Here is a 13,689-nt window from a genome sequence, read left to right as displayed (position 1 = left end):
CCCCTCCTGTCAGCGGGCGGCGATGATCCGGTCGACCACGCCGGTGTCGTAGTTCCCGGCGGTGAACTCCGGGGCGTCCAGCACTTCGGCCAGGAACGGCAGGTTGCACTTCGGGCCCCGCACGACGAACTCAGCGACCGCCCGCCGCGCCCGGGCCAGGGCGTCCGCGCGGTCGGCGCCGTGCGCCACGATCTTCGCCAGCAGCGGGTCGAAGTGCGGGCTCACCTCGGTGCCGGCCGCGTAGCCGGACTCGACCCGCACCCCGGCCGGCTCGGCCCACCCGGTGATCCGCCCGGGCCGGGGCAGGAAGCGGACCGGGTCCTCCGCGTAGACCCGCAGCTCGACGGCATGTCCGCTCGGCGCTGGGAAGTCCGCCGGAACGTCCGCTCCCGCGGCGATCCGCAGCTGCAGCTCCACCAGGTCGATGCCGTGCACCTCCTCGGTGATCGGGTGCTCGACCTGCAGCCTGGTGTTCACCTCCAGGAAGAAGAACTCCCCGGTGCCGGGATCGAGCAGGAACTCCACGGTGCCCGCGTTGCGGTACCCGACGCTCTCGGCCGCCCGAACCGCAGCCGCGCACAGCCGGGAGCGCAGCGCGGCATCCACGGCCGGGGAAGGGCATTCCTCCACGACCTTCTGGTGCCGCCGCTGCACCGAGCAGTCCCGCTCGCCGAACGTGCGCACCGTGCCGTCGGGCAGGCCGACGACCTGCACCTCCACGTGCCGGGCGCGCGGCACGTACCGCTCCAGGAGGATCCGGGCGTCGCCGAACGCGCTACCGCCTCGCGACAGCGCGGTCCGCACCGCGCGTGCCAGGGATTCGGCATCGCGAGCGATGCCCATCCCGATGCCGCCGCCACCGGAAACCGCCTTGACCATCAGCGGAAAACCCAGCTCCGAGGCTGCGGCATCGGCCTCGGCGGCCGACGCGATCCCGGTGCTGCCCGGCAGCACCGGAACCCCGGCTGACGCCATGTGCGCCCGCGCCGCGGCCTTGTCGGCGAGCAGCTCCATCGCCTCCGGCGACGGGCCGACCCAGATCAGGCCCGCCGTCGCGCAGCGGCGGGCGAAATCCGGGTTCTCCGACAGGAACCCGTAGCCCGGGTGCACCGCCGTCGCCCCGGTCTTCCTCGCCACCGCGAGGATCGCCTCCGCCGAGAGGAAGTCGCGCGGTGAGTCCAGCGGGACCGCCTCGTCGGCTTCGGCGACGTAGGGCAGTCCGGTGTCCACTTCGGAATGGATCGCGATGGTCCGCACCCCGAGCCCGCGGGCGGTCCGGATGATCCGCCGCGCGATCTCGCCCCGGTTGGCCACCAGCAGTCCGTCGATCACGAGGCCCTCCCGGTGATGTTGTCCCGGTGCAGCGCCTTGATGCGCTCCGCCGAATAACCGAGCTGCGCCAGCACCTCGTCGGTGTGCTCGCCCAGCCCCGGCGGGCGTTCGGGGGAACGAGCCGGGGTGTCGGCCAGCCGCAGCGCCGGGCCGGGCACCGTCGCGTGCGCGCCGTCGCGCAACGGCACCTCCACCGCGATGCCCCGGGCCCGCACCTGCGGGTCCGACACCAGGTCGGCCACCGACTGCACCGGTCCGCACACCACTCCACCGGCCTGCAGCGCCGACACGACCTCGGCCTTCGTGCGGCCCCGGGTCCACTCGACGACCTGCGCGTCGATCCGCTCCCGCTCCCGCACCCGCCAGCCGGGCTCGGCGGCCTCCTGCTCCGCCCACTCCGGGTGGCCGAGCAGGGCGCTGAAGGACTCCCACATCTTCGGCGTGATCGGCGCGATGTACACCCAGCCGTCGCCCGCCGGGTACAGCCCCGAGTAGTTCGTCGGCAGCGCCGAGCCCCACCGCGTCGGCTCGCCGATGCCCGCCGCCGCTACCGAGAGGTGGTGGGCCAGCAGCGGGAACATCGAATCCAGCATGCCCACGTCGATCAGCTGGCCCCGGCCGGTCCGCTCCCGCGCCAGCAGGCCGAGCATGGCCGCCATCGCCGCCTGCATGCCGGTGACGTTGTCGGCGACGAACGGCCCCGCGATGGTCGGCGCGCCGTCGGGCTCACCGGTCATGTCGGCCAGCCCGCTCATCGCCTGGATGATGCCGTCGTAGGCCACCCACGACGAGTACGGCCCGGTGCGGCCGAACCCGGTGATGTGCACCATCACGGTCCGCGGGTTGATCCGGTGCGTCTCGTCGAAGCCGAAACCGAGCCGGTCCGGCACGCCGTTGGCGTAGTTGGTCACCAGCACGTCGGCCCGGCTGATCAGCTCGTGCAGGACCTCCTTGCCCTGCTCGCTGCGCAGGTCGAGGGTGATGGCGCGCTTGGTGCGGTTGTTCGCGGCGAAGTAGAGGCTGTCGCCGTCGTGGACCGGCTGGGCGCGGCGGCCCATCTCGCCGTCCGGCGGCTCGACCTTGATCACCTCGGCCCCGTGGTCGGCGAGGATCTGGCAGCACTGCGGTCCGGCGATGTAGTGCGCGATCTCCAGCACGCGCACCCCGCTCATGGCGCTGATCACCACGTCACCCCCGGAAGTGCCACGTCGAAGGGCCTGCCGCGCGCAGCGGTGCGGCCAGTTCGGCGAACTCGCACAGCAGTGGTCTCGTGTCGCGGGGATCGATGATCTCCTCGATGTTGAACGCTTCCGCCGTGCGGAACGGGGAGCGGATCGCGTTCATCTTCTCGGTGATCTCGTCCAGCAGCGCCTGCCGGTCCTCGGCGGCGTCCAGGTCTGCCCGGTACGCGGCCTCGACGCCGCCCTCGATGGGCAGGGAGCCCCAGTCCGCCGACGGCCACGCGTAGCGGTAGTGCACCCGCGCGGCGTTGGTGTGCGCAGCACCCGCGACGCCGAAGACCTTGCGCAGGATCACCGACGCCCACGGCACCTTCGCCTGGTAGACGGCGTTGAGCGCACGCACGCCGTAGCGCATGGTGCCCGCCTTCTCCGCCTCCACGCCGATGACGAAGCCGGGTTGGTCCACCAGATGCACCACCGGCAGGTGGAACGTCTCGGCGAGGTCCACCAGCCACTCGATCTTGCGGCTGGAGTCGGCGGTCATGCCGCCGCCGTAGATCAGCGGGTCGCTGGCCAGCACCGCCACCGGCCAGCCGTTCAGCCGCGCCAGGCCGCCGACCGCCGACCGGCCGAAACCCCTGCCCAGTTCCAGGAACGAGCCCTGGTCCACGACGGCGTTGATGATCGGGCGGATCTGGTACGGGCGGCGCCGGTCGCGCGGGACGGCCTCGATCAGCCAGTCCTCGCGGCGCTCGGTGTCGTCGCCGCACTCCGCGCGCGGCGGCAGCTGGTGCACCGACGGCGGCAGGTAGGACAGGAAGCGGCGGGTGCGGTCGAAGGCCTCCTTCTCGGAATCGACCACGTCGAACACCACACCGTTGCGGCCGTGGATGTCGCTGCCGCCCAGCTCCTCCTTGGTGACGGTCTGCCCGAGCCGCGCCACCAGCGGCGGCCCGGCGGCGAAGACCTGCGAGATGCCGCGCACCATCACCGAGTAGTGGCTGGCGGCCACCCGAGCGGCGCCGAGCCCGGCGACCGAGCCGAGCGCCAGCGCCACCACCGGGATGGTGCCGAGGTTCGCCGCGACCCACTCCCAGCCCGGGTTGGCCGGGACGTAGGTGCGGCCGATCGTCTCCAGCGAGCGGATCGAACCGCCGCCGCCGGTGCCGTCGACCAGCCGCACCAACGGGATCTGCAGCTCGTTGGCCAGCTGCTCGGCCATGATCTGCTTCTCCCGGATCGAGGCGTCGGACGCGCCGCCGCGCACCGTGAAGTCGTCGCCGCCGACCACGACCGGCCGGGCGTCCAGCCGCCCGCGGCCGAACACGAAGTTCGCGGGCTGGAACGCGCCGTCCGGCTGGAACTTCCCGGCGATGGCGCCGATCTCGCGGAAGCTGCCGGGATCCAGCAGCTCGTCGATGCGCTCCCGGACGGTCAGCTTGCCGTGGTCGTGCTGCCGCTTGACCTTCTCCGGCCCGCCCATGCGCTGCGCGAGCTCCTCGCGCCGCCGCAGTTCGTCGATTTCCGGTTGCCAGGACAATGTCCCTCCAAAGTGGTCACGGGGTCGGTCGGTGGAGCGCGTCAGCGCGGCACGCGGGCCGGGGGAGACGCGGTTCTCGTGCGAGAACGCCAACTCGTGGGCGGACGGGCGGAGGGCGTGGTGCCGGGAGCCTTTCGCGACGCATCCGGGTCAGCTCCTAGCGGTTCCGGCGCGGGTCGAGGGCCTGTTGCGCGACGTCGCCGAGGACGTTGAACGCCAGCGCGGTCGCGGCGATCGCGATGCCGGGCACCAGCATCTGCAGCGGTGCCTGGTAGAGGAACGTGTAGGCGCGGGCCAGCATCGAGCCCCAGCTCGGGTCGGGTGGCTGCACGCCGAGGCCGAGGAAGCTCAGACTCGCCTCGGCGATCAGCGCGTGCGCCAGCAGCAGGCTGGACTGCACCAGCACCGGCTGGATCGCATTCGGCACCAGGTGCCGCAGCACGAGGTGCCGGCCCCGGCTGCCGAAGCTGCGCGCCGCCTCGACGTAGGTCTCCTCCTTCACCGCGAGGACCTGCGCGCGCATCAAGCGGGCCACCGAAGGCGCGAACACGATGCCGACCGAGATCATCGAGTTGACCAGGCTCGGCTGCAGCGCCGCCGTGATCGCGATCGCGAGGATGATCGCCGGGAACGACAGCAGGGTGTCCACCACGCGCATCACCGCGCTGTCGACGATGCCGCCGAGGTAGCCCGCGACCAGCCCGAGCGGGATGCCGATCAGCAGCGCGACCCCGACCGCCAGGAAGCTGGCCAGCAGCGACGCCTGCGCGCCGTGGATCAGCCTGCTGAGCACGTCCCGGCCGAGGTCGTCGCTGCCCAGCAGGTAGCCGGGCGTGCCGGCGGGGGCGAGGATGGCGTCGAAGTTCTGCGCGTTCGGTTCGTGCGCGGTCACCACCGGTGCCAGCAGCGCCAGCGCCGCCAGCACCACGAGGTACCCGGCGGACGCCAGGCCGCGCCAGTCCCGCACGACCAGCCACAGCCGGTTCTCCCGGCGCGGTGGGGAAAGCGTGGTCATGGCATCACTCCGAGATACGCGGGTCGATGAACCGGTAGGCCAGGTCGACCACCAGGTTCGTGAGCAGCACCAGCAGCGCGGTGATCAGCACGACGCCCTGGATCACCGGGTAGTCGCGCTGGGTGGTCGCCTCCACGACGAGGGTGCCGAGGCCGGGAATCGCGAACAGGGTCTCCACCACGACGCTCGCGCCGAGCACCCGGCTGACCAGCAGTCCGGTGATCGTCGCCAGCGGCAGCCCGGCGTTCTTCAAGGCGTGCCGCCAGACCATCGTCCGGTGCGACAGGCCTTTCGCCCGGTGGGTGCGCATGAAGTCCGACCGCAGCACCTCGATCAGCGCGCTGCGCAGCTGGCGGCACACCTCGGCGGCGCCGACCATGCCGAGCGCGATCGCGGGCAGGACCACGTATTGCACCGTCTGCAGGGGGTTCTCGGCGAGGCCGACGAATCCCGTCGCGGGCAACCACTGCAGCTGGACGGCGAAGACCAGCACCAGCACCATGCCGATCCAGAAGTTCGGCACCGCGATGCCCAGCGTCGCCGCGCCGGTGATGGCGGTGTCGGCCGGTCGCCCCTGCCGCAGCGCGGCGGCCACCCCGAGCGGTACACCCAGGCCGACGGCCACCAGCAGCGCCGCCGCGCCGAGCGTCAGCGTGGTGGGAAGCCGTTGCCAGAGCAGCGATCCCACGCTCTCACCGGTGCTCAACGAGGTGCCGAGATCACCGGTGATCGCGTTCCGCAGCCAGTCGAGGTACTGGACGGCGAACGGCTGGTCCAGCCCGAGCTGGGCGCGGATCTCGGCCAGCCGCTCCGGCGTGGCGTGCTCGCCGGCGATGGCCTGCGCCGGGTCGCCCGGGATCAGGTGCAGCAGTCCGAACACCACGAACGTCGCCAGCACCAGGGTCGGGACGGCGACCAGGACACGTCGGCCGATCACGCGCAGCAGCGCGGTGTCCCGGCCGGGGCGCAGAGCCAGCGCGGTCATCGTTGGATCCTCACGGTGGTGAACTTGGGTTTGCCCAGCAAGTTCGGTTCGAAGCCCTGCACGTGCTCGCGGTAGGCGGCGACCGCGTTCGGGAAGATCAGCGGCACGAACAGCGACTGGTCGGCCACGATCCGGGCCACCGCGCCCAGCTTCTCCGACCGCTGGGCCAGATCAGCGGTGCCGTTCGCGGCGTTGAGCGCCTCGTCGATGCCGGGCGTGGCGACGTGCCCGGCGTTGTAGTAGCCGCGCTCGGTGAACATCAGCTTGTAGGTCAGGCCCGGATCCGGCCGCCCGGTCCAGGCCGACAGCAGCGCCGGGTACTTGCGCTCGTTGAAGAACTCGCTGCTGGCCTGCGTCAGCTCGGTCGGGATCAGGTCGATCTGCACGCCGACCTTGCCGAGCTGGTACTTCAGCACCTCGGCCAGCCGCACGTTGACCGGATCCGGGTAGGTGAGCAGCGGGAACCGGAGGCCGTCGGCGTGACCGGCTTCGGCGAGCAGCTGCCTGGCCCGGTCGGGATCGTGCGGGTAGGTGGGCACCGCGGACTTCGGGAACGCCCAGTGGTCCGACGGCAGCGGCGTCCAGCCCGGTTCGCCCTGCCCGAACTGGGTGACCTTGAGGATCTGCTCGCGGTCCAGCGCCAGGTTCAGCGCCTCGCGGACCCGCCGGTCGCGGAACACCGGCGCGCTCAGGTCCAGGTAGATGATCAGCTGGTACAGCTGCGGGCCCGCGGCGACCTTCGTGCCCTTCGCCGCGCTGAGCAGTCCGACGTCCTGCGGCGGCGGGTTGAACACCATGTCCTGCTGGCCGGAGCGCAGCGCGTTCACCGCGGTGGAGCCGTCCTTCATGATCGTGAAATCGATGCTGTCCAGGTGCGGCAGCCCGCGCTGCCAGTAGCCGGGGAAGCGCTCCACCCGCACCAGCTGGCCGTAGCGCCATTCGACGAACTTCCAGGGCCCGGCGCCGACGGGATTGCGCTCGAAGGCGTCGCCCTCGCGCTCGGCGGCGGTGGGGGAGACCAGCATCCCGGCGCGGTCGGCGAGCGTGAGCAGCAGCGAGCTGTCCGGCCTGGCCAGGTTCAGCCGCACCGTCCGCGCGTCGAGCACGTCGACGCCGGTCACGGCGGCCACATCGGACTTGATGTTGGACTTGGGACCCTTGGCGCGCTCGATGTTGTACTTGACGGCCTGCGCGTCGACCGGCGTGCCGTCGTGGAACCGCACGTCCGGGCGCAGGTGCAGCACCAGCGCGGTCGGGTCGTCCTGGTCCCAGGACTCGGCCAGCCCCGGCGCGGGCTCCAGCGTCTTCGGGTCGAACGACACCAGGGTGTCGTACATGGTGTAGAGGATCGCGTGGTCCGAACCGGAGTTGCCGCGCTGCGGGTCCAATGAGGACGGATTGGACCGCCATGCCACCCGCAGGTGCTGGCCGCCTTCGGCCGCCCCGCTGCCGCACGCGGTCAGCGCCAGCAGCAACACCCAGACCACTGCGGCGATGCGCTTCACGCCTGGCCTCCTTCGACGCCGCGCAGCGGCAGCGATCCGGGGAAGTGGCACGCGGACCAGCGGCCCGGCTCGACCTCCGCCCACTCCGGGACCTCCTCGGCGCACCGCTGCTGCGCGTAGCGGCACCGGGTGCGGAACCGGCAGCCCGACGGTGGGTCCACCGGGCTCGGGATGTCGCCTTCGAGGACGATCCGGTCGCGCTGGTGCGAGCCGATCCGCGGCTGCGCCGAGACCAGCGCCTCGGTGTAGGGGTGCAACGGCCGCTCGACCACCTCGTCCACCGGGCCGAGCTCCATCAGCCGGCCCAGGTACATCACGGCGACCCGGTCGGCGATGTTCGAGACCACCGCCAGGTCGTGGGTGATGAACAGGTAGGACAGCCCGAAGTCGGCCTGCAGCCGGCGCAGCAGGTCGAGGATCTCCGCTTGCAGCGCGACGTCCAGCGCCGACACCGGTTCGTCGCAGACCACCAGCGCCGGATCCAGGACGAGCGCGCGGGCGATGTTGACCCGCTGCTTCTGGCCGCCGGAGAGCTCGTGCGGGTAGCGCTCGCCGTGCTCGGCCGACAGGCCGCCCGACTCCAGCGCCGCCAGCGCGCGGGTCCTGCGCTCGGCGCGATTCCCCTTGCGCTGCACCAGGAGTGGCTCCTCGACGCTGGAGGCGATGTGCATCCGCGGGTCCAGCGCCGCGTTCGGGTCCTGGAACACCATCTGCAAGCGGGTCAGCGCTTCGCGCCGGGCCCTGCCGCGCAGCGTCGCCAGGTCCGCGCCCGCGAGGCGCACCTCGCCGCCGCTGGGACGCACCAGCTGCAGCAGCGCCCGGCTGAGCGTGGACTTGCCGGAGCCCGATTCGCCGATCAGACCGAGCGTTTCGCCTTCGCGCAGCGTGAAGGAGACTCCGTCGACGGCGCGCACCCGCTCGCCCCTGAGCTTGGTCGCGAACGACACCGCGAGGTCATCGACCTGAAGCAACTCGCTCACCGGGCGACCCCCGGCAGCGTCAGGTCGGCGGTGCGGGCGCAGCGCACCGTGCGCGTGCCGGCGACCGGGAGCAGCTCGGGCCGGTGGCCCCGGCACTCGTCGGTGGTGAAGTCGCAGCGCGGGTGGAAGGCGCATCCCGGCGGCGGGGCGTCCGGCGGCGGTACCCGGCCGGGGATCGCCTTGAGCTCGGCGTGGCGGGCCTCGATCCGCGGGATCGCCTGCAGCAGCCGCGAGGTGTAGGGGTGCCGGGGCGCGCCGAGCACGTCGGAAACGGGCCCGCTCTCGACGGTTTCGCCCGCGTAGAGGGTGACCATCCGGTCGCAGAGCTCGGCGACGACGCCGAGGTCGTGGGTGATGAGCAGGACCGCCGTGCCGTGCTGCCGCGTCAGGTCCCGCGGCAGTTCGAGGATCTGCGCCTGGATCGTCACGTCGACGGCGGTGGTGGGTTCGTCGGCGATCAGCAGCCGGGGGCGGCAGATCAGCGCGATCGCGATCATCACGCGCTGCCGCATCCCGCCGGAGAGCTGGTGCGGGTACTCGCCGAAGCGCTGCTCCGGCAACGGGATCCCGACGGATTCGAGCATCTCGACGGCGGCCTCGCGGGCGGCCCGCTTGCCCATTCCGCGATGTGCGAGCAGGCATTCGGTGAGCTGGTGGCCGACGGTGAACACCGGGTCCAGCGCGCTCATCGGTTCCTGGAAGACCATGCCGAGTTCGCTGCCGCGCAGCCGCTGCCGCTCCGGCTGCGGGAGGCGGAGCAGGTCGGTGCCCGCGAAGCGGATCCGGCCGTCGATCACCGCGGGTGGAGTGGGCAGCAGGCCCATCACGGCGAGCGCGGTCAGGGACTTGCCGCTGCCGCTCTCACCCGCCATGCCGACGATCTCGCCGGCACCGATGTCGAAGGACACGTCGCGCACGGCGGTGGTGCGGGTTTTCCGGCCGAGGAAGGAGATGTTCAGGTGCTCGACTTCCAGCACCCGGTCCGGGGAATTTCGGGGGAGTGTCAACGCCGGCCTCCCGAGGGGTGTGTGACGCGGGGCACTCTAAGCTGTGTGTAAAACTGACGTCAATATCAGTTTTTTGAGATGCGCTAGGTTGGCGCATCTCTGTACCGAATCACCAGGAGGAAGCGGTGGCCGTTGAGCGGCTGCAGCCGGTAGCCAGCCCGAAGACGCCGAAGGGGCGCGGTTCGAAGGAATCGCTGCTGCGCGCGGCGCGCACGGTGTTCGGCCGGTCGGGCTTCGCGGCGTCCCGCGTCGCCGACATCGCGGCCGAGGCGGGCCTGTCCAACGGCGCGTTCTACCGGTACTACACGGACAAGCGCGAAGCGCTGGTCGAGCTGATGGCGGAGCTGCTGGACGGCCTCTTCGACCAGTCGCGCGCCCGGTGGAACCCGGGGGACGCGATCGAGTCCGTGGTGATCAGCACGGAGCGCTACTTCCGCTACTACGAGGACAACGCCGACCTGTTCCGGGTCCTGCACGAGACGGCGCAGACGGACCCGGAGATCGAAGCGATGCAGGCCGAGAGGCGGCGCACGTTCCACGACCGCATCACGCGGATGGCCCGCAAGGGCATCGAGCGGGGCCTGATCCGCCCGAGCCTCGACCCGGAGCTCAGCGCGGCGTTCCTGGGCGGCATGACCGAGCACTACGCCTACACGCGCTTCGTCCTCCACCGCTACCCGGAACGCGATGTCCACGAGGTGAGCCGGGAACTGGCGAACTTCTGGGCCCACGGCGCCCTCGCCTGACACCCCGCGGGCGGTAGCGCGCTTTAGCCGAGCGACGTCCCGGAGTGCTCACGGGACGGGGCGGTGGCGGCGAGGAGTTCGTAGGCCTGGTGCTCGGTGTCGAGGACTTCCCGGGTGCGGGGGTTCCGGTGCCAGATCTCGCCGTCGGCGACCGCGTGCGCGTTGCGGAGGGCGAAGACCGAGCGCGTGAGGCGTGCGCGGGCGTCGGCCGCAGTGGTCTCTTCGGCCTCGCGCAGGCGCTGCTGGGCTTCGCGGCATTCGACGAGGGCGGCGTTCAGGCGGCGGTTGGACTGGTGGTTGATCAGCACCAGGCTCACCGCTGCGGCGATCAGCGCGCCCAGGACCGTCGTGGAGATGCGCTCGACGATCAGCTCGTTGCGCGCCGCCGGGTTGCTCAGCGAGGCCAGGCCGAGGGCCAGGGGAGTGACGAACACCAGCCCCAGCGCGTAGTTGGACTGGACGAACAGCTCGGCGATCAGCTGGCAGACGACCACCAGCACCATGATCGCCAGCGGGCTCGGGTGGAAGCCGAACATGGCGAACGCGACCACGGCCCCGGCGAGGGTGCCGGTCATGCGCTGGACCGTGCGGTGCCAGGTGGCCGTGGCGTGGGTCGACTGCAGGACCGCGCTGGCCGACACGACCGCCCAGTAGGCGTGGTCGAGGCCCACCGCGGTGGTGATCAGCCCGGCGAGCAGGCAGGCGAGCAGCATCCGCCCGGCGTTCGGCAGGAACGGGGAGATCCGGGACCGCAAGGTCGGCCGCGCCTGCGATCGGGGGGTGTGCGGCTTCAACCGGGACTGGGGCTCGGGGATCCGGCCGCGGTGGAGCTTGCGGGCGAGGTCCCTGAGGTGGTCGGCGTCGGCGGGGTGGTGGAGCAGCTGCTCGGCGTCGGCCAGGTGGGCGCGGAGGGCGGCGATGGCGCGCCCGTTGCCGCGCAGGGTCGTTGACGCCCGGTGCACGGCGAGGTGCGCGCGGTGGCGGGTGGCCGGGTTCGGGGTCTCGAGGTGATCGGCGACTGCGATGAGCGCGCGAGCCGTGACGACGCGGTGCGGGCCGGTCGGGTGCAGGAGGTTGCCGAGCAGGCTCAACGCCACGGAGAACGCCGCAGATGCCGCCATGACGGCCAGGTGCGGGCCGATGGCCGCCGGGTCGTGGGCGGAGTAGGCGGCGGCGCCGGCCGCGAAGACGAACATCAGACCACCGGGCGGGCCGAAGTCCAGCACGTCGGAGACCAGCTTGCCCAGCGCGGCGATCGCGGTGAGCACCAGGACCCCGATGAGCTCGTCGCCGGTGGTGGCGGCGATCATCGATGCCGTGGCCACGCTCACGACCAGGCCCAGCGCGATGAGCGGGAGCAGGCGGGCCCGCCGGGACCAGGTGTCGATCCGGCAGTACAACGAGGTGAACGCGCCGAACGCGGCGAAGGGCACCAGGTCCAGGCGTCCGATCGTCGCCAGCAGGGCGATCGGGGTGCCGAACGACAGCCCGATCCGCAGCGCCGGGACCGTCACACCCCCGACCACTCGGGTGAACCGCAGCGCGTCGCGGACGCGGAGGGTTCGGCGCAGGCGGGACGAGGCGGGTTCGGGCTCGACGTGGCTGGGCTGAACGTTCACTAGTAAAATATTACCAGATGGTTTACTCGTGAAGGAGTGACGTTGGACGACGCGGTCGGACGGATCTGCGCGCAGTGGCGCGAGCAGCGGCCGGACCTCGACGTGTCCCCGATCGACGTGATCGGCCGGGTGCGTCGGCTCGGTGCGCTGACCAACCAGCTCACCGACGCGGCGTTCGCCGAGGTCGGCGTGTCGCGGATGGAGTTCGAGGTGCTCAGCGCGCTGCGCCGCGCCGGGGGAGGCCTTCGGCCCAGCCAGCTCACCAAGGAGACGCTGTCCTCCGGGGCGGCCACCACCAAGCGCCTCGCCCGCCTGGAGGCCGAAGGCCTGATCAGCCGCACCGCCTCCCGGCGCGACCGCCGCGAGGTCGACGTGCACCTCACCGAGCGCGGGCGGGAACTGATCGACTCGCTGTTCCCGGAGCAGCTCGAGCGGGAGCGGCAGATGCTCGATCCGCTGGACGCCGACGAGCGCCAGCAGCTGGCAGCCCTGCTGACCAAACTCCTGGGATCACTCGACGGAATGATGCGGTGACGCTCGGGGTCCGCAGTTTCAATTGAAACTGCGATCCGCTCCCCACGAGAGCTGCAGTGTCAATTGAAACTGCAGATCGGCGAGCCGCGTCCGGGGGTGGGCCGCCGGTGAGTTAGAGTTTTCCGGTTCTGCAACGGGAATTTCCCGCGACCTGGCGAGCGCGGCGTGATCGAGCGGTCACGCACCGGTGATCGACGTCGGTCGCCCGATCGAGAGGACCCAGTTTGGCCACGGTGCAGTTCAAGTCCGGCCATCCTGCGCTTGACCTCGGTGAACTTCCAGACCGCCTGCGCGACTTCGTGGTGCGGCGTTCCCGCGCCATCATCGCGGTGTCGGTGCCGCTGCTGGTCGCGTCCTTCGTGCTGCTGCTCGTCATGCGCAGAGCCGGTCTGGACCACGGCTCCGCCATCGACTACCAGGTCTACCGGTGGGCGGTGCACACCTGGCTGGCCGGCGGCGACATCATGAACAGCGCCCCGACGGTCAGCATCGGGCGCGTCCTGCCCTGGGTGTACCCGCCGTTCGCGCTGGTACCGCTTCTGCCGTTCGCGCTGCTGCCGTTCGTCGCCGGGCTGGCTGCGCTGTACCTGGTCGACGTGCTCGCCATCGGCGCGGCGCTGTACCTGGTCACGCGGCACCTGTGGCCGGCCGTCGAGCGGCGCGGCGCGTTCGCCGTGGCCGCTGCGGTGCTGCCCTGGACGCTGTTCCTGGAGCCGGTCTACGCCTCGTTCGGCCTCGGCCAGATCAACATCGCGCTGATGGGCCTGGTGATCGTCGACTGCTTGGCGCTCAACCCGCGCTGGCCGCGCGGTCTGCTGATCGGCATCGCCGCGGCGATCAAGCTGACGCCTGCCGCTTTCCTGCTGTTCTTCCTGTTCCGCAAGGAGTTCCGCGCCGCGGTGACCGTCGTGGTGACTGCCGCTTTCGGCACGTTGGTGGGTTTTGCGCTGAACTACCGGGCTTCGGTGGAGTACTGGTTCGGCAAGGGCCCGGCGCACGGCGTGAGCGGGTCCGCCTTCCACACCAACCAGTCGATCATGGGTGGGCTGGCCCGCCTGGAGTTGGCGCCGTCGGTGCAGAACGCGCTGTGGCTGCTGCTCTCGCTGGCTTGCGCGGCCGTGGTGGCCTACGCGGTCCGCCGCACCGATCCGGCGCTGGCGGTGGTGGCCAACGGGCTGCTCGCGCTGCTGGTCTCGCCGACGTCGTGGTCGGACCACTGGGTGTGGTGCGCCCCCGCTCTGCTGG

General features: G+C 71.5%; 12 protein-coding genes. 3 read left to right on the top strand and 9 right to left on the bottom strand.

Translation table 11 applies throughout. The annotated features are described in order from the left end of the window. Positions 1–9: 9 nt before the first annotated feature. The 8 genes from OU415_RS25655 to OU415_RS25620 form a co-directional block, all read right to left on the bottom strand. A complete protein-coding gene (locus OU415_RS25655; RefSeq protein ID WP_270951765.1) occupies positions 10–1,332 on the bottom strand; it encodes an acetyl-CoA carboxylase biotin carboxylase subunit in 1,323 nt (440 codons plus the stop codon). Continuing rightward, a complete protein-coding gene (locus tag OU415_RS25650) occupies positions 1,329–2,516 on the bottom strand; it encodes a CaiB/BaiF CoA transferase family protein (protein WP_270951764.1) in 1,188 nt (395 codons plus the stop codon). Before OU415_RS25650 ends, OU415_RS25655 begins: the two co-directional genes overlap by 4 nt. A gap of 4 nt (positions 2,517–2,520) precedes the next feature. Continuing rightward, a complete protein-coding gene (locus tag OU415_RS25645; RefSeq protein WP_270951762.1) occupies positions 2,521–4,053 on the bottom strand; it encodes an acyl-CoA carboxylase subunit beta in 1,533 nt (510 codons plus the stop codon). 157 nt (positions 4,054–4,210) lie between these two features. Beyond that, positions 4,211–5,068: an ABC transporter permease gene (locus OU415_RS25640; protein WP_270951761.1), complete on the bottom strand. Its 858-nt coding sequence runs from the start codon at positions 5,066–5,068 to the stop codon at positions 4,211–4,213. Between the two features lie 4 nt (positions 5,069–5,072). Next, a complete protein-coding gene (locus tag OU415_RS25635) occupies positions 5,073–6,053 on the bottom strand; it encodes an ABC transporter permease (protein WP_270951760.1) in 981 nt (326 codons plus the stop codon). Beyond that, positions 6,050–7,558 (bottom strand): ABC transporter substrate-binding protein, encoded by a 1,509-nt coding sequence (locus tag OU415_RS25630; RefSeq protein ID WP_270951759.1) that lies wholly within the window; start codon positions 7,556–7,558, stop codon positions 6,050–6,052. Before OU415_RS25630 ends, OU415_RS25635 begins: the two co-directional genes overlap by 4 nt. After that, entirely contained in the window at positions 7,555–8,538 is a 984-nt protein-coding gene (locus OU415_RS25625) for an ABC transporter ATP-binding protein (RefSeq protein ID WP_270951758.1), read from the bottom strand. The genes OU415_RS25630 and OU415_RS25625 overlap by 4 nt, the downstream gene beginning before the upstream one ends. Further along, on the bottom strand, positions 8,535–9,545 hold the full coding sequence (locus tag OU415_RS25620; RefSeq protein ID WP_270951757.1) for an ABC transporter ATP-binding protein: 1,011 nt from the start codon (positions 9,543–9,545) through the stop codon (positions 8,535–8,537). Before OU415_RS25620 ends, OU415_RS25625 begins: the two co-directional genes overlap by 4 nt. A 125-nt stretch (positions 9,546–9,670) precedes the next feature. Between OU415_RS25620 and OU415_RS25615 the strand changes: the two genes are divergently transcribed. Continuing rightward, on the top strand, positions 9,671–10,291 hold the full coding sequence (locus tag OU415_RS25615; RefSeq protein WP_270951756.1) for a TetR/AcrR family transcriptional regulator: 621 nt from the start codon (positions 9,671–9,673) through the stop codon (positions 10,289–10,291). A 23-nt stretch (positions 10,292–10,314) separates the two neighbouring features. On the opposite strand, the gene OU415_RS25610 is transcribed toward OU415_RS25615, so the two are convergent. Then, on the bottom strand, positions 10,315–11,910 hold the full coding sequence (locus OU415_RS25610; RefSeq protein WP_270951755.1) for an FUSC family protein: 1,596 nt from the start codon (positions 11,908–11,910) through the stop codon (positions 10,315–10,317). Positions 11,911–11,946: 36 nt separating this feature from the next. On the opposite strand from OU415_RS25610, the gene OU415_RS25605 reads away from it, so the two are divergent. After that, the gene (locus tag OU415_RS25605; protein ID WP_270951754.1) at positions 11,947–12,444 is read left to right on the top strand and encodes a MarR family winged helix-turn-helix transcriptional regulator; all 498 of its coding nucleotides are present in this window, start codon (positions 11,947–11,949) and stop codon (positions 12,442–12,444) included. A gap of 233 nt (positions 12,445–12,677) precedes the next feature. Next, a partial coding sequence (locus OU415_RS25600; RefSeq protein WP_270951817.1) for a glycosyltransferase family 87 protein occupies positions 12,678–13,689 on the top strand: 1,012 nt, incomplete at its 3' end.

It is taken from the genome of Saccharopolyspora oryzae (assembly GCF_027853915.1).
GTDB lineage: Bacteria > Actinomycetota > Actinomycetes > Mycobacteriales > Pseudonocardiaceae > Saccharopolyspora > Saccharopolyspora oryzae.
Note: the sequence above shows the minus strand (reverse complement) of the source record. Positions and strands in the feature narration are given on the sequence as shown.

What these genes read in the sequence shown, in the direction of transcription:
- OU415_RS25635 (WP_270951760.1), bottom strand. Translation starts at nt 6,053, where the DNA reads ATGACCGCGCTGGCTCTGCGCCCCGGCCGGGACACCGCGCTGCTGCGC.
- OU415_RS25640 (WP_270951761.1), bottom strand. Translation starts at nt 5,068, where the DNA reads ATGACCACGCTTTCCCCACCGCGCCGGGAGAACCGGCTGTGGCTGGTC.